This is a genomic window from Acidobacteriota bacterium (assembly GCA_028875725.1).
Taxonomy (GTDB): domain Bacteria; phylum Acidobacteriota; class Thermoanaerobaculia; order Multivoradales; family Multivoraceae; genus Multivorans.
Map to the genome: position 1 here is coordinate 251,923 of JAPPCR010000006.1, position 15,712 is coordinate 267,634.

The following is a 15,712-nucleotide window of genomic DNA, read 5'->3' on the forward strand; positions in this document are numbered from 1 at the left end:
GCCAGGTCGACGTACCTCCCAAACGGGAGATGCGTGGACCTCCTACCTGTTGTAGACAGCCGCTCGATGCGTCAGTGGGCGGGTGTGCAGGCTCGGAGGCGAAATGTCGTGTAGGACGCTGGCATGGGCCGGTGCGGCCGTCTGTGGTCTCGGCCTTCTCCACTCCGTGGTGGAGGCGCAGCCGGCGTTTCCGGGTCGTGAGCCGAACGTGCGCCGCATCGAGTCCGGGTCGGTCGACTCACGACCGCTGCAAGTCAGGCTGCGACGGCCTGACGCCGCGGAGTTGAGGGCTTATGCGGCCGCGGCGGAGCGGGAAGCGCGGCGGCCGCACATGACGGCGGTGATCGGCTTTCACCGTGGCGTGCCGGGCCCCTTCGAGGGCGACCTGTCGGACCGGTTGTCATGGACACTGGCGAGGGACGGGTTTCGGGTGAGCACCGTGACGGTGACGTCGCCTGGCGCCGACTCGGTGCGGCTCGGCATCCGCGCGGCCCTGCCCGAGGGCGGCGAGATCCGGTTCTTCGGGGGGCCTCACGACTCGACCTTCGCTCCGGTGACGCACGAGTTCGCACCCGACTACGACGGTCCGTTTCTGACGTGGTCTCCGACCGTTGAGGGGAGCACGGTCGAGGTCGAGATCTCGCTGCCGCCGGGGGCGGACGTCGATGGCGTGCGATTCGCGATCGAGGTGGTGGCTCACGACGGGAAACCGGAGCGGATTCGCTCCCGGACCACGACCCCATCGTGCAGCGACTTCGATGGCATCGACGTCGCCTGCATCACGTCGAGCAGCGATCTTCCTGCCGAGGCGAGGGACTCCACCGTTCGGATTCGGGTCGAGACGCCGCGAACCGGGCTTTCCAGCACCTGTACGGCGGTTCTCCTGGACGACAGGGACGGAGACGACAACACGCAGTACCTGTTGACGGCCATGCACTGCCTCGACGTGGACGGGCCCGCGACGGCCCAGTCCGTCAGCGTCAGGTGGAACCACGGGTACACCGAGTGCGACGGCGACACGCTGGAATCGCCTCTCCAGGAAACGACGGGAGGCACGTTTATCGTGCGGCCCTTGCCCCACTACGACATGGTTCTGCTGCGCTTTCGTGCCGCCGCGCTGCCGTTGCCTTCGGGACGGAGCGGCGTGTCCTGGGACACTTCCAGCACGCCGGCGGCAAGCGCAAGCGAGGACATTCACGAGTGGCTCTTCTACCAGGGGCGGAGACGCACTTCCTCCGACGCGGTCTTCGGCGTTCATCACACCGGGCAAACCATGGACCGGCTTGCGACGGTCGTGGACGTGAAGAGGTACTCCGCGGGTGTCGTCATGCCGGAGAAAGCGTGCCTCCTGACATCCGGCGACACGTGCGTCAGCGCGGGCCGTGTCCTGCGGTCGTACGTCCCGGTGCTTCTTCCGGACAAGGACACAACCGTTCCCGAGGGAGGCGACGCGGGACCCGGAGCGAGTGGGTCGCCACTGTTCCTGCAAAACAGCTCCGACCTGGTTGGAGTCCTTTCGGTTGGGGGGTGCTGGTTGCAGGGCGCCGTGACGGACATCGCCGTGACGAACGGCGGCTCCGGCTACACGGTCGCGCCGACCGTAACGATCGAAGGCCCGGACTCGTCCGGTACCACGGCGACCGCCTCGGCGACCGTCGCTTCGGGCGTCGTGACGGCGATCACCGTGACGGACGGCGGTTCCGGCTATGTCGGGGCGCCGACCGTGACGATCGACGGTGTCGGCACGGGAGCGTCCGCTACGTCAACGGTTACCTTGAACGACAAGGAGATCGAGCTGTTGTACGCGCCGTTCCATCGGTTCTGGGAGTTCGCCCAGCACTGGCTCGATCCGTCCGGCGCGACGGCCTAGGGCAACGACCACGGTGACACCTACGAGGACGGCACCGTCATCGGTCTCGGGGAGACGGTGGAGGGCACTCTGAAAAGGTGGGGAGAGTACGACTACTTCCGCTATCGCCACCGCGGTGGCCGCGTGACGTTGAGCGGATCAAGAAGCACTTCCGGGCCGGTGCAGATCATCATGGAGTCGGCTGATCGGGAGGCCGGCTTCTGGGCATACGGTTTCCGCGTCAACGAGTTGACGTTCACGGTGAGCGCGCCCGCTGGCGACTACACGTTGGTCGTGACCGATGTCGGCTATGTCAACAACGAGCCGTACGTTCTTGGCTTGAGTGCTGCCGCACCTGATCCTCCCCCGGGCGGCGGTGGCCCCCCGGGCGGTGGCACGCCGCCGCCGCCCGAACCCGAGCCGCCCCCGCCCGAGCCCGAGCCGCCCCCGCCCCCGCCCCCGCCCCCGCCCCCGCCCCCATCTCGACCTCCTACGGCGGCGTTCTCGGTGCAGGGTGCGACCTGCGACGCGGACCTCTGCCGCGCGCTGACCGGCAAGGCCCTGCGCTTCACCGACACGAGCACCGGGACCGTGCGGTTCCGTCGCTGGGAGTTCGGGGACGGCAAGACGTCGCGGTCCGGCACGCCGGTGCATTCCTGGTCGTCGCCGGGCTTTCGCGAAGTGACACTCGAGGTGAGCGACGGCACGTCGCCCTCCACGGCGCGGCGGATGTTTCTGGTCGAGGCCGCGGAACCGAAAGGGACGTGCGCCGTGGACGCGGAGACGTTGTGTCTTCAGGACTCGCGCTACGAGGTCCGGGTGGAGTGGCAGTCGCCCGACGGCGAGATCGGCGCGGGCCGCGTGGTCCATGCGGGGACGAACGACTCGGGGCTGTTCAGTTTCTTCGACCATGACAACTGGGAGATGCTGGTCAAGGTCCTGGACGGCTGCGCGGCGAACGGCCACGTTTGGGTGTTCGGCGGGGCGACGACGGACCTGGGTTACCTGATCCGGGTGACGGACACCGTGACCGGCGCGGTGAAGGAGTATCGCAACGAGCCGGGCACGCCGGCGGCCGCGATCGCCGACGTTGCGGCGTTTACCGAGGGTTGCAGGCAGTAGCCGATTCGGCGCGTCCTCCCTCCTTTCTCTGCGTCTCCAGACCTTCTATCTGGGAGATGTGGAAGGCACCCAACTTGGTGTATCAGGATGCAGGCGCTTACCGCCGAACTTCATGCGCACCCGACCGAAGCGACATCAGCCAGCGTCGGCGCTTGGCCGTTCTGTGTTCGTGGCAGCTCTCGTCATGGGAGCGTGGGCGGAAGAGTCGCACGCGCAGAACACGCATCCGGAAGTAAGGGTCTCCTGGGATCGGTCGGACTTCAGTCTTCGGGAAGGCCAGAAGACCGGCATTCGAGTCCGGGTTGACCGCGGGAACCCGGGCGACCCGTCGGGTTCTATAGAGAGTCACTCACCACGGCGGAGCGGCCCAGGGCGACTACGCCACCAGCGGCATCTGGGTCGTCGACCCGGACGACCTGACGGGGGGTGTCTACATAAGGGCCATTCCGGACGACCTCGACGACGACTGCGAGTGGTTGGAGCTCCGTCTCGTTCCGAGGTCCTCTGGTGTGACCGTCAGCGATCAGCCGTTGCGGATCAGGATCGTCGACGACGATGGTGAAGCGGTCGACTGCGGGGAAGGCTGGCCCTCGGTTGGCAGCGGTCCACCTCCGGCCGAGCCCGCGCCCGGGCCGGAGCCCGAACCCGAACCGGAACCAGAACCAGAGCCGGAACCCGAACCAGAGCCGGAACCCGAACCTCCTCCGCCCCCGGTGCCGCCGGTGGCGTCGTTCAGCGTCGACATGCCCTGCGAGGACGGCCTGTGCCGCGCCCGGACGGGCGGCGACGTGACGTTCACCGACACGAGTTCGGGCACCGTGGCGCGGCGCTCCTGGGACTTCGAGTCCACGGGCAGGGCACGGTCCGCGAAGAGCGTCGAGCATGACTGGTCCTCGCCGGGCTTCTACCGCGCGACGCTGACGGTCGAGGGCGCCGGCGCCGAGTCGACGGCGTCGCGGATGTTCCGGGTGGATGCGGCCGAGCCGGCCGGGAGCTGCGTCCCGGGGCCGGAGACGTCCTGCCTGCAGGACTCGCGCTACGAGGTCGAGGTGGAGTGGCAGGGGTCGGACGGCGGGTTCAGCGCGGCCCGCGTGGTGCATGCGGGCACGAACGACTCGGGGCTGTTCAGTTTCTTCGACGGCGACAACTGGGAGATGCTGATCAAGGTCCTGGACGGTTGCTCGATCAACGGCCACGTCTGGGTGTACGCGGCTTCGGCGACGTCCCTGCCGTTCGAGCTGTCGATCACGGACACGGCGACCGGCGAGGTGTACCGCTACTCGAAGGGCGCGGAGGAGTTCGGGGCGCTGGCCGACCCGGCGGCCTTCGAGAACTCCTGCCCGGCCGGGCGCTAGTTGGAGGAGGCAGGATGACTACAAGACCGAACCGCTCGACTCGAACTCGACACCTGCGTTGGACGCCGGGCTGGCTGCCTCATGCCGGTCTGCTGGTGATCCTCCTGGGCTCGGCGTCGTCCGCATGGCCGCAGGACACGACGCCGCCTGGGTTGATGCGAACTTCCGAGTACAACAGCTCGAGCGGAACCTGGATCCTCTTCATCAACGAGCGGCTCGACATGGACTCGACGCCGGCGAAAGAGGCCTTCCAGTTCCAGATATGCAGCGTTGACTGGAGTCTGAGCGGCGTGCGCGTCGGGAGCTACGGCCCGTTCTCGGACAACCGCGGTCGTTCGCTCGAGTTGACCCTGAGTCCGATTCCGACACTGGAGCAGGAACGCCAACCTTGGAGGCTGGTCTACACGCCGCCTTCGGAGAACCCGCTCCAGGATCTCGCGGGCAACCTCATGCCGGCCTTTGACAGGTCTTCTCGAAGTACCAACCAACTCGCCTGCGGCAGTCCTCCTGGCGGCGGTCCGCGGCCACCGGAACCGCCGCCGCCGCAACCCGAGCCGCAACCCGAGCCGGAGCCCGAGCCCGAGCCGGAGCCGGAGCCGCCACCACCACCACCCCCTCCGCCGGTGCCGCCGGAGGCCGCCTTTGCCGTCGACGCGCCGTGCGCGGACGGGCTGTGCCGGGCGGCCACCAGCGAGGAGGTCACGTTCACGGACACGAGTTCCGGCACCGTCGCGCGGCGCTCCTGGGACTTCGGCGTCCCCGGAGGCAGGGCGCCGTCCGCCGCGACGGTGCGCCACGCCTGGTCCTCGCCCGGCTTCCACGAGGTCACCCTGACCGTCGGCGGCGCCGACCACGAGTCCATTGCATCGCGGGTCTTCCTGGTCGAAGCCGCAGACCCCGCTGGCGCCTGCGAGCCGGACGGCGAGACGATCTGTCTCCAGGACTCCCGCTACCAGGTGCGGGCCACTTGGAGCGATGCGGACGGTGAAACTCAGCCGGCGCGGGCGGTGCGCGCCGGCACGAACGATTCCGGCCTGCTCTGGTTCCACGATACCGAGAACTGGGAGGCGCTGGTCAAGGTGCTCGACGGTTGCGCGATCAACGGCGCGGACTGGGTGTTCGCCGCCTCGGCGACGACTCTGGGGTTCAGGATCGAGGTGACGGACACGGTGACCGCCGAGGTCAGGGAGTACAGCAACGAACCTGGCCGTCAGGCGGACGCGGTCGCCGACACGGCGGCCTTCACCGGCCGCTGCGCGAGCAGGTGAACGGTGGCGCGGTGGTCCGTGCCCTCACCGCCTTGCGCCGTACTGGCACGGAACCGACGGTTTCGCAGTCAGGCCCGCAGAGTGGCGACCGCCAGACCCTAGCGAACCGTCGCGATGGAGGCCGGCTCGCCGAGCCACAGCGCCGGGTCGACCCGTTCTCCCTGCCAGCGGATGCCGAAGTGCAGATGCGGGCCGGTGGATCGTCCGGTCGAGCCGACGGTGCCGATCCGGTGCCCGCGGGACACCTCGTCCCCCTGCTCGACGAACACCTCGTGCAGGTGGAAGTACATGCTGATCAGGCCGTTGCCGTGGTCGAGAAACACCGCGTTGCCGGAGAAGAAGAACTCCCCGGCCAAAGCGACGACGGCGTTCTCGACAGCCAGTACGGGCGTACCCTGGGGTACGGCGTAGTCGGCGCCGGTGTGGGGCGAGCGCGGCTCGCCGTTGATGATCCGCTTCGCGCCGAAGCGGCCGCCGGCAGGCATTTTCTCGAGCGGCGCGCCCAGCGGCAGGGAGAACCTCGGTTTGCCCTGCCGTCCCCACAGCTTGCCGATCAGGGCGTTCTCACGCTGCACGCGAGCCAGGTTCTCGGGTGACAGATCGACGCGACTCCGGTCCTTGATCTCGAGTCGCTGCACGGAGTAGGGGTACTCGCCGAGACCGATGTGCAGCTTCTCCCGCCGGCCATCCCGGTCGCGCTGGGCGATCACGTCGGCGGTTCGGGTCAGGCCGACGGGCACCAGGCAGCCGGGTTCTCCGGCGACCACGGTGGGTGCGAAGGCGCGGTCGCGGACGAGGCAGCGTTCGATGCCTTCGCCCGGCCAGTGGACGAGGCTTCCGGGGGCCGCGGTCTGGGCGGTCAGCGGATGAGCGACGACGGTGAGGACAGCGATGGCGCCGAGTGTGGCGATGGAGCGGAGCGGGTCCATTGGACAACTATAGCCAATCGTGCATAGGCGAGCCCGGGCTCGAGGGCGGTCATGCTGGAAGGACGCGGTACGCTTGGCCTCTTGTGCGGCGATCGGTTGCCGCGTCGGAGAGGTGTCCCGTGAGTCTGAGAGCGACGTATCTGGCCAGCGACGGGCTGGCGCTGGCCGAATTGCTGAGGACCGGCGATCTGGCTCCGGCCGAGGCGGTCGAGTGCGCGGCCGAGATCTCTGCGGAACTGAACGGAGACCTGAACGCGGTCGTCTGTTCGGACTTCGAGCGCGCTGCCGCCGGCGCGGCCGAGGTCGTGGCGGCTGGTGGGCCGTTCGCCGGCGTGCCGTACCTGCTGAAAGACCTCTACGCGAACGCGGTGGGCTTGCCGCTCACGAACGGCAGCCGCCTCTTCGAGGGCAGCGTGCCTGACCACGACTCGGAGATGGTGAGTCGCTACCGGCGGGCCGGGCTCCTGATCGCGGGGCGGACGGCTTCGCCCGAGTTCGGGCTGACGACCAGTACCGAGTCCGCGGTCTTCGGGCAGACGCGCAACCCGTGGAACCTGGAGCACATCGCCGGTGGGTCCTCGGGCGGCGCCGCGGCGGCCGTCGCCGCCGGCATCGTGCCGGCCGCCCACGCCAGCGACGGCGGTGGATCGATCCGCATCCCGGCCTCGTGCTGCGGACTCTTCGGACTCAAGCCGAGCCGGGCCCGGGTTTCGCTGGCGCCTGACGCCGGCGAGGGTTGGGCCGGGTTCTCGGTGCAGCACTGCGTGAGCCGCAGCGTTCGCGACAGCGCCGCGCTTCTCGATACGGTCGCGGGTCCGGTCGCGGGAGATCCATACTGCGCGCCGCCGCCTGAACGGAGCTTCCTCGAGGAGACCGGGCGCGAGCCGGGACGGCTGCGGATCGCGCTGGCCCTGGAGGCGTTCAACGGCTCCCCGGTCGATGAGGCGTGCGTTGCGGCGGCCCGCGGCGCGGCCGAACTCTGCTCGGGACTCGGGCACGAGGTTGCCCACGCGGCCCCGGAGATCGACGCGAACGCGCTCGGCCTCGCGACCCGGCTGATCGTCGGCGCGAACGTGCGCGCCACGATCGCGGAGCGCTGCGAGGTTCTCGGCCGCGACGCCCGGGAGGACGAGCTGGAGCCGCTCACCTGGGCGACGGCCGCCACGGGCGAGCAGAGCGACGCCGCCGCCTACGCGCGGGCGACCCGCACGGTTCACGCCGTGGGCCGCCGGCTGGCCGCGTTCTTCGATGGAGGTTTCGATGTCCTGCTGTCGCCGACGATGGCGGCGCCGCCGGCCAAGCTCGGCGTGCTGTCGCTTTCGAACCGGGGCGACGACTATCTGCCGGCCTTGCTGCAGACGATTGGCTTCACCCAGTTGATGAACGTCTGCGGCAATCCCGCCGCCTCGGTGCCGCTCGGCTGGAGCGGGGCGAACGGCGGCCTGCCGATCGGCGTCCAGATCGCCGCACCGATGGGCGGCGAGGGAGTGCTGCTCCGGCTGGCGGCGCAGCTCGAGCGGGAACGTCCCTGGATCGACCGGAAGCCGCCCTGCTCGGCGTGGCGGAACGGCTAGCGAGCCGTGGCGCGGCCGCGGCAGGCAGTTCGGAAGCCGGCGAAGCTCGCGGCGCCGGCGCTTCTCGTCGCCCTCGCATGGCCGGCGGCGGCCGCCGAACCACCCTGGCAGCGACTCGAGTTCGAGGCCAGGAAGCTGTTCCTCTCGGCGGGCGCCGCGGTCGAGTTCGAGCCGGCGGCGGAGCTCCCGGTGGACGAGCGCTGCGAAGGCAAGCCGCCGATGCCCGGCTCGGCCGCGCGGATCCGGATCGAGTCCACGATGTTCGGCCGTCGCTCGGAGTCCTCCCTGTGGTTCGATCCGGGCAGCCTGAATGCTCATCTTCGAGTCCAGGAAGAACGGGGTAGCCGGAACCGCTACAAGCGGTACACGTTCTGTGAGGGAAGCGTGGAGGCCGAGCGCGCGACTCCCAATCCCGGCGAGGCTGGTCTTCCGGTCGCGGAATGGACCCATCGTTATCCGCTCCATCATCCCGTTCCGCAAGGACTCGAGGCGCCGCTGTCGGAGCCCTCGGCGCTGCTCCATCTCGTCGGACGGCTGGCGGCGCTACCGTCCGGAGCAGAGGCGGAAACCCCGTGGACAGTGCCGATGTTCTCGAACCAGAGGGTGCTGGCGGTGCGGATCGAACGAGACCCGGAGACTGTGACCGCGTCTCCCTCGTTCTCGGTGGCCGGCGGTCAGGCGCCGGCGCAGTTGACGCTTGTTCGTTTCTCCATGACGCCGGTCGCGTACGGGCCCGAGGGTAGCGCGGAGGACTTCGAGCTGCTGGGGCTCGAGGGCGCGATCGAGATCGTGGCGGTGAAGGAACTCCAGGCGCCCGTGTCGATCAGCGGTCGCCTTCCGCCGGCGGGGCGGGTCACGGTCCGGCTGCGCCACGTGAAGTTGCGTTAGGGTGCCGAGCGTGGGGGCTGAAGGCGCCGAGAACGTGGATCGGGTTCGCGAAGAGTTCGTGCAACTCTGGGGCGCTCTGGGCACCTTCTGGGGCGTGCCGCCGACCACCGCGCGGGTCTTCGGCTGGCTGATGTCCCGCAGCGAGCCCGCCGATGCCCAGGAGATCATGGCCGGGCTGGAACTCAGTCGCGGCGCGGTCTCGATGGCCTGCAGGGAGCTGCGCGAGTGGAAGCTCATCTCACCGGAGCGCGTCGCGGGCGCGCGCCGGGTGGTCTACCGGCCCGAGACCGACCTGGAGCGGGTCCTCCGGAACGTCGTTGAGATCCGCAAGCGGCGGGAGTGGGACCCGATCCGTGAGAACATGCGGGACTGGATTCCGGCCCTGGAGGACCCGTCCTTTCCCGGCAAAGCAGCCTCTCCCGAGAATGCGGTGTTTCTCAGGCGCCTGCGCGCGATCGACCAGGTCATGGGACGGGTGGACTCGATCGCGGAGTTTCTCCTCAACGGCGGCACGGTGACGGACTTCGGGCTGAAGGCCCTGCTGGGAGCGGGAGCGGTCGCAGCGCGGCTGGGCAACCTCGCCCGGCGCGAGGCGCAGTCCTTCTCGGGCAAATCCGCCCCACCGGCGGAGCCGGCGCCGGACCTCGACCCGGAGGAGCAGAAGAGTTGACGGTGCTCACGGATCGCCCGGCTGGGCCTCTGTCGAGAAACACGGCCGTGGAAGACGAGGTGCTCGGGCGCCTCCGCGACCTCTGTGACGTCGGCGGCCTCCAGGGTCTTGCCGCGACGATCGACGACCTGGTCGGCTTCGTCCGCGACGATCTCGCCGCGTTGGAGGAGGGACTGGCGGCCCTGTCGACGGGAGACACGCTGGTTGGCGAGGCCGGAGCTTCCCTTGTACACCTCGGTGGTAAACGGTTGCGTCCACTGTGCGTTGTCCTGGCGTCGCGGGTCGGGTCCGCACAGCCTTCCGCGGTGCGTGACATCGCGGTCGCGGCCGAGCTGGTCCACAACGCCACGCTGCTGCACGACGACGTCGTCGATCACGCGGACCAGCGTCGAGGGCGGCCAACGGCACGCGTCGAACTCGGCAACGCGGCCTCGATTTTCGCGGGTGACTACCTGTTGATCGAGGCGCTCAACAGGGTGCGGCGCGCCGCGGTTCCGGGCGTCATGGAAGGCCTGCTCGAGACGATCGCCGAGATGATCCGGGCTGAGTCGCTTCAGCTCGAGAACCGCGGCTCCCTCGACGCCTCCGAGGATCTCTACTTCGAGGTTGCCCGCGGCAAGTCGGCGGCGCTTTTCAGTTGGGCGTTGGGCGCCGGCGCCTTGAGCGGCGGCGCGTCGTCCGAACTCTGCCGGGCGCTTCGGGCCTACGGGGAATCGATCGGGGTCGCCTTCCAGTTGATCGACGACCTGCTCGATCTGGTCGGACACCACAGCAACACGGGCAAGACCCTGTTCAGCGACCTCTCGGAGGGGAAGATCACCTATCCGCTGATCGTCGTGCTGGATCGCGAACCCGCGCTCGCCGACACGATCCGCGCGATAGCCGCCGAGGCGACCCCGTCCTGGGATGCCGACGGCCTCGGTCTGGGGTATGCCGGCTCGAACGGCGATGGTTCGGCGAACGGCCACCCGGGCGGCGCGAACGGGGAGGGTCGGGAGCGTGAGCGCGTCCTCGAGGCGATGCTTCGCTACAACGTCGAGGCGACGTGCCGCGACCTCGCCGCGAGCTACATAGACGAAGGGATCGCAGCGCTGGCGAAGGTCCCCGACGGCCCCGCGCGCCGTGCGCTGACGGTTGTCGCTCGGGCGAGCGTGTTGCGGGAACGATGATGGCGCTGGCTGAGCCGCTGGCGGGCCCGAGCGACGGCTCGGGCGCGATGTTCGACCGGATCGCCGCTCGCTACGACCTGCTGAACCGCCTCAACTCCCTGGGCTTCGATCGGGCGTGGCGCCGGATCACGGCGGAGGCCCTGGCGCCGGCCGCGGCCGCCGGCCGGCCCCTGCGCGTGCTCGATGTTGCGTCCGGAACCGGAGACCTGGCGATCGCGATCGCGCGGCGGTTTCCCTCGGCGGTCGTCGAGGGTGTCGACACCTCGACTGCGATGACGGCGATCGGACGAGGGAAGGTGGAGCACGCCGGCCTCGCCGACCGCGTTACGCTGGCTTCTGGCGACGCTCACGAGCTTGGTTTCCCCGATCGCGCCTTCGACGCGGCGGCGATCGCGTTCGGCATCCGCAACGTCCCCGACCGGGTCCGGGCGCTGCGCGAAATGGCGAGGGTCACCCGGCCGGGCGGCCGAGTCGCGGTTCTCGAGTTGAGCGAGCCGACTTCCGGCCTGCCGGCCGCTCTCGCGCGCTTCCACATCCGCGTCCTCGTGCCACTGATCGGGGCGCTTCTGGCCGGGGGCGAGGAGTACCGGTACCTGCGGAGGTCGATCCACGCCTTTCCGTCGCCGAACGAGTTCGTTGGCACGATGGCCGGCGCCGGTCTGGAGCCGGTCGAAACGCGGCCTCTGACGTTCGGCGTGTGCAACCTGTTCGTGGCCAGTCCGGCCGTGGAGTGTGCGACGGGAGGCTCTGGTCCATGACCTCTCCGGTGATCAGACCGCGTTCGGGTCGAGAGACGCGCGCTCCGCGGTCCGGCCTTCTGGCCGTGGCCGCCGAGGCGCCGCGAGTGGCTCCCGAGGAGTTTCTCCGGCGGGCTTCGCGGAGCTTCCGCGAGATCGGCCCGGTGGGCCACCTGTGGTCGCCCTCCGGAGGGATGCAGTCCGCCGGCTGGGGTGTGGCCCGGCGCTTCGAAGTCGCCGGAGACGCCCCGTCCCCCGGGTTCCCGGGCGGAAACGGCGACGGCGACCACAGGATGCAAGCCGGCGGCGTCGCGCTCGACCAGGTTGCGGCGCTGGCGTCCGGGCTGTTTCGCGAACTGGCGGGAGCGGACGAGGTGCCGTTGCGGCTCTTCGGTGGACTCGCGTTCGATCCCGGGCCGGACAGCCCCGGATCCGGAGCGTCCGATTGGGACGAGTTCGGCGCGGGCAGCTTCGTGCTGCCGCGGCTGGGATACGTTGCCGACGGTGACGCCGCACATCTGTATGCGGTCATCGACGCGACGGCGGTCGGGGCAGCGCCGGAGTGGCAGCGGCGTCTTCAGCGGCTGGCCGAAGACCTCGACCTCACCGGCAGCCTCGGAAGCGGCGCGAACGGCAACGGACACCTGGGAGAGCTTCCGGAAGCGGCCAACACCCTGGAGGCGCTGCCGGGAATCCTGCGGAGCCTTGATCGCCCGGCCGCTTCAGAGTGGCTTCAGCGTGTGAAAGAGCTTCGCGCGGAGGTGCTTTCCGAACGGCTGCAGAAGGTCGTCGCGGCGCGCGCCGTCGAGCTCGACCTCGACCGGCCGTTCGGCATCGACGATCTGGTCCGCATCGCCGGGCGCCTGGGGAACAGCATGCCGACCTGCACGCGCTTCGCCTTCCTGCGCGGCGGCTCGATCTTCTTCGGCGCGACGCCGGAGCTGCTGGTCCGTCGCCGGGGCCGCCGGATCGAGACGCAGGCGCTGGCCGGTTCGATCGCCAGCGACCCAAAGCCAGTGCGTCGGCGCGAACTGGAGCGGCGCCTGCTGGAGAGCCGGAAGGACCGGCTGGAACATGACGTCGTGGTTCGTTACCTGGTCGAACGCCTCGACCGTAGCTGCGGCGGGGTATCGCCGCCCGCCCCTCCGGAAGTCCGTGTCTTGCCGAACGTGATGCACCTGGAGACGCCGATTCGCGCCGCGCTGCCGGAGACCGTCGAGCCGCCGCACGTGCTGCGGCTGGTGCGGGCGCTCCACCCGACGCCTGCGGTCGCCGGCAGGCCGACGCCTCTCGCCCTGGCCGCGATCAGGCGCACCGAAGAGCGGGCCCGGGGCTGGTACGCGGGCCCGGTCGGTTGGTTCGACGGCAGCGGCGATGGCGAGTTCTCGGTCGCTCTTCGTTCCTGTCTCGCGACACGGCGTCGAGGCCTGCTCTACTCGGGCAACGGCATCGTCGCCGACTCCGATCCCGCACGCGAGCTGGTTGAGACGAACCTGAAGCTGGACGCGATCCTCGGAGCATGGGGCTAGGGGCCGGCGCGGGCAAGGCGCAGTTTCAGCGTGCGCGCCTCCTGGTCGGCGCCCTGATGCGGGCCGGCGTCCGGCGGGCGGTGACGAGCCCGGGTTCCCGCTCGACGCCACTGGTGCTGGCGGCGCTCGATGCCGCGGCCGCCGGGCTGGACATCGCCAGCATCATCGACGAGCGGGCGGCCGCTTTCTTCGCGCTCGGTCAGGCACGGGCCACGGGCGTACCCACGGTCCTGATCTGCACTTCGGGGACAGCGCCGGCGCACTACCTGCCGGCGATCCTGGAAGCCCGCGAGGCCGGGGTTCCCCTGATCGCCCTGACCGCCGACCGCCCGATGGAGTTGATGGACTGCGGGGCGCCGCAGGCGACGGACCAGACAAAGCTCTTCGGCCGGGCCGTCAACCACTTCACCGAAGTCGATCTCGCGGGTCCGGTCGATGCGCTGAGCCTGCGGGCGATCCGTCGAACCGCGGCTCAGGCCGTGTTCCGTTCCCGCTGGCCGCGCGGCGGCGCGGTCCACCTGAACGTGCGGGCGCGCAAGCCGCTCGAGCCGGAGGTGGATACCGGAGACGGTTCGCTCGTGGCTACCGTTGACGCTCTGCTCGAGGAGCCGGTCGAGGCGGCTGTGCCCGCGGCGCAACCGGATCCGGCGGCGCTGGATCGGGCGGCGGCGCTGTGTCGGCGAGCGGAGCGTGGCCTGATCGTCTCCGGTCCCTTGCCTCTTCCGTCGCCCGAGTGCCGACGGGCCGGTGACGTCCGGGGTCTGGCGAAGCTCGCGCGGCGTACAGGCTTCCCGCTACTCGCGGAGGCCACGAGTCAGGGCAGGTTCACGGAAGGAGACACTGCGGCCGACGCCGCGCGGCTCGGAGCGGCCTGGATAGCCGACGGCGGAGAAGGCCTGCCTCTTCCGGACCTGATTCTGCAGGTCGGAGCGCCACCGGTCGCGGCAGGTGCTCAGCGCCTGATCGAGGCCGCGGGGGCACCTCAGATCGTGCTGTCCGACGGTCCCTGGACCGATCCGGACGGACTCGCTTCGGTGTTCCTGTTCGGAGATGTCGAAAGCTCGACGTCAGAGCTCTGTCGACGGCTCGGGGATGTGGGGCCGGCCACCGAGGCGGCCGGTTGGCGGGGGGACGTACTTCGGTTGTGCGGGCGATTTCGGGCGGCGGCGGCACGACTTGACTCCGGCGGTCTCGGCTTTCACGACGGGGAAGCGGCCGGAGTGGCGGTCGCGGCAACGCCGGCGGACGCGCTCCTCATGCTTGGCAACAGCCTGCCCGTGCGCCTGGTCGAAACCTGGGCCGCGCATCCCGGTCGCCGGCTCTGGGTTGCGAGCCAGCGGGGGTTGAGCGGGATCGACGGGTTGGTTGCGGGCTTCCTTGGCTCGCTCGGCGCGGGCGGTTTTCCGGCCGGCCTGCTGCTCGCGGGCGACGTCAGCCTGCTGCACGATCTCGACGGTCTGGCGATCGCCCCCGAGTACGGCGACGGTCCGCCGGCGGTGGTCGTGGTGATCGACAACCAGGGCGGACGGATCTTCGACCGACTTCCGATCGCGAAGGCCGGGATTCTCCGTGGCCCGGACGGCAGGCACTGGTTGACGCCGCACGGGGTCGACTTCGGCGGCCTGGCACGCGCGTTCGGCGTACCTTACGCACGAGTGGAAGATGCCTCGGCACTCGCACGGGAGATCGAGGCGGCCCTCGGTCGGAGAGGCGTTTCCCTGATCGTTGCGGGGGTCGCTCCAGAGTCGCTGGCGGCGGCCGAGGAGTCGCTGCGGCAGGCAATGGGCGCGGCGTCGTCGTCGCGATGACAACGGCCGTCCTGATCCACGGCTTTTCGGGCAGTCCGGCTAGCTGGCGGCGGGTCGAAGCGTGGCTCGACGCGCCGAGCCACGCGGTGGCGGTCTGCGGTCATGGCGGCGAAAGTCCGCCAGCGATCTCCGAAGGTCCGGCGGCGTTCGAGGCCGAGGTCGATCGGCTGGCGGCTACCGTCCGGGCCGAGGTGCCGGCGCCTCGTCTGGCGGTTGGCTACTCCCTGGGGGGGCGGCTGGCCCTCGGCCTGCTGGTCCGTCGCCCGGACCTGTTTCGCGGCGGCGTTCTGATCGGCGCGAACCCGGGCATTGCCGGCGAGGACGTCCGCGTCGCTCGCCGACGCGACGACGATCGCTGGGCTCGGCTCATCGAGGAAGAGGGCCTCGCCGCCTTCGACAGCGAGTGGTCGGCTTTGCCGCTGTTCGCCAGTCAGCACGACCTGGATTCCGGACGGCTGGCGGAGCAGCGGCGTACTCGCCTCAGCCACGATCCTGCGGCCCTCGGGGCGGCGATGAGGGCGCTCGGTCTCGGCGCCATGCCGGACTACCGACCCTTCCTGTCCTCGATCTTCTGCCCGGTCGAGTTGATAGTGGGCAGTGAGGACTCGAGGTTCGTCGGTCTGGCGCGACAGATGGCCGGACGCCTTCCGTTCGCCACGGTCCGCATCGTCGACGGAGTTGGCCACAATGTTCCACTGGAGGCGCCGGCCGAGCTGGCCCGCCTCCTGAACGCGACTCTGGGCAAGGTTGATCGGGACCGCGGGCGCTGATGGCACCCCCCGTTGTAGTGTCGCTGATCGAAGGAGGCGGGAGG

The 15,712-nt window shown here is 70.0% G+C and carries 13 protein-coding genes; 12 read left to right on the forward strand and 1 reads right to left on the reverse strand.

Translation table 11 applies throughout. The features are described 5' to 3' along the window. Positions 1 to 103: 103 nt before the first annotated feature. From OXI49_03010 to OXI49_03025, 4 genes are all read left to right on the forward strand, one after another. Positions 104 to 1,870 (forward strand): hypothetical protein, encoded by a 1,767-nt coding sequence (locus tag OXI49_03010; protein MDE2689454.1) that lies wholly within the window; start codon positions 104 to 106, stop codon positions 1,868 to 1,870. 159 nt (positions 1,871 to 2,029) lie between these two features. Next, entirely contained in the window at positions 2,030 to 2,971 is a 942-nt protein-coding gene (locus OXI49_03015) for a PKD domain-containing protein (GenBank protein ID MDE2689455.1), read from the forward strand. Positions 2,972 to 3,480: 509 nt separating this feature from the next. Then, positions 3,481 to 4,326 carry a PKD domain-containing protein gene (locus OXI49_03020; GenBank protein MDE2689456.1) on the forward strand — a complete coding sequence of 282 codons (846 nt, stop codon included), beginning with the start codon at positions 3,481 to 3,483 and terminating at the stop codon, positions 4,324 to 4,326. Positions 4,327 to 4,340: 14 nt separating this feature from the next. Continuing rightward, entirely contained in the window at positions 4,341 to 5,594 is a 1,254-nt protein-coding gene (locus OXI49_03025; protein ID MDE2689457.1) for a PKD domain-containing protein, read from the forward strand. A 98-nt stretch (positions 5,595 to 5,692) separates the two neighbouring features. On the opposite strand, the gene OXI49_03030 is transcribed toward OXI49_03025, so the two are convergent. Further along, positions 5,693 to 6,079: a M23 family metallopeptidase gene (locus OXI49_03030; protein MDE2689458.1), complete on the reverse strand. Its 387-nt coding sequence runs from the start codon at positions 6,077 to 6,079 to the stop codon at positions 5,693 to 5,695. Between the two features lie 563 nt (positions 6,080 to 6,642). Here OXI49_03030 and OXI49_03035 point away from each other — a divergent pair. From OXI49_03035 to OXI49_03070, 8 genes are read left to right on the forward strand one after another with little or no spacing between them, the layout of a single operon-like run. Further along, a complete protein-coding gene (locus OXI49_03035) occupies positions 6,643 to 8,097 on the forward strand; it encodes an amidase (GenBank protein ID MDE2689459.1) in 1,455 nt (484 codons plus the stop codon). A 6-nt stretch (positions 8,098 to 8,103) separates the two neighbouring features. Next, on the forward strand, positions 8,104 to 8,985 hold the full coding sequence (locus tag OXI49_03040) for a hypothetical protein (GenBank protein ID MDE2689460.1): 882 nt from the start codon (positions 8,104 to 8,106) through the stop codon (positions 8,983 to 8,985). Between the two features lie 10 nt (positions 8,986 to 8,995). Further along, entirely contained in the window at positions 8,996 to 9,655 is a 660-nt protein-coding gene (locus tag OXI49_03045; protein ID MDE2689461.1) for a hypothetical protein, read from the forward strand. A 2-nt stretch (positions 9,656 to 9,657) separates the two neighbouring features. Then, positions 9,658 to 10,824, forward strand: a complete 1,167-nt coding sequence (locus OXI49_03050) for a polyprenyl synthetase family protein (protein ID MDE2689462.1) — start codon at positions 9,658 to 9,660, stop codon at positions 10,822 to 10,824. Further along, entirely contained in the window at positions 10,824 to 11,582 is a 759-nt protein-coding gene (locus OXI49_03055; GenBank protein ID MDE2689463.1) for a ubiquinone/menaquinone biosynthesis methyltransferase, read from the forward strand. Before OXI49_03050 ends, OXI49_03055 begins: the two co-directional genes overlap by 1 nt. Further along, complete coding sequence (locus OXI49_03060; GenBank protein MDE2689464.1) at positions 11,579 to 13,090, forward strand: isochorismate synthase; 1,512 nt, start codon at positions 11,579 to 11,581, stop codon at positions 13,088 to 13,090. The genes OXI49_03055 and OXI49_03060 overlap by 4 nt, the downstream gene beginning before the upstream one ends. Then, positions 13,081 to 14,898: a 2-succinyl-5-enolpyruvyl-6-hydroxy-3-cyclohexene-1-carboxylic-acid synthase gene (gene menD / locus OXI49_03065; GenBank protein MDE2689465.1), complete on the forward strand. Its 1,818-nt coding sequence runs from the start codon at positions 13,081 to 13,083 to the stop codon at positions 14,896 to 14,898. The genes OXI49_03060 and menD overlap by 10 nt, the downstream gene beginning before the upstream one ends. Beyond that, a complete protein-coding gene (locus OXI49_03070) occupies positions 14,895 to 15,668 on the forward strand; it encodes an alpha/beta fold hydrolase (protein MDE2689466.1) in 774 nt (257 codons plus the stop codon). The genes menD and OXI49_03070 overlap by 4 nt, the downstream gene beginning before the upstream one ends. The last annotated feature ends 44 nt before the right edge of the window (positions 15,669 to 15,712 follow it).

What these genes read in the sequence shown, in the direction of transcription:
- OXI49_03010 (MDE2689454.1), top strand. Translation starts at nt 104, where the DNA reads ATGTCGTGTAGGACGCTGGCATGGGCCGGTGCGGCCGTCTGTGGTCTC.
- OXI49_03025 (MDE2689457.1), top strand. Translation starts at nt 4,341, where the DNA reads ATGACTACAAGACCGAACCGCTCGACTCGAACTCGACACCTGCGTTGG.
- OXI49_03030 (MDE2689458.1), bottom strand. Translation starts at nt 6,079, where the DNA reads ATGCCTGCCGGCGGCCGCTTCGGCGCGAAGCGGATCATCAACGGCGAG.
- OXI49_03055 (MDE2689463.1), top strand. Translation starts at nt 10,824, where the DNA reads ATGGCGCTGGCTGAGCCGCTGGCGGGCCCGAGCGACGGCTCGGGCGCG.
- OXI49_03060 (MDE2689464.1), top strand. Translation starts at nt 11,579, where the DNA reads ATGACCTCTCCGGTGATCAGACCGCGTTCGGGTCGAGAGACGCGCGCT.
- menD (MDE2689465.1), top strand. Translation starts at nt 13,081, where the DNA reads ATGGGGCTAGGGGCCGGCGCGGGCAAGGCGCAGTTTCAGCGTGCGCGC.
- OXI49_03070 (MDE2689466.1), top strand. Translation starts at nt 14,895, where the DNA reads ATGACAACGGCCGTCCTGATCCACGGCTTTTCGGGCAGTCCGGCTAGC.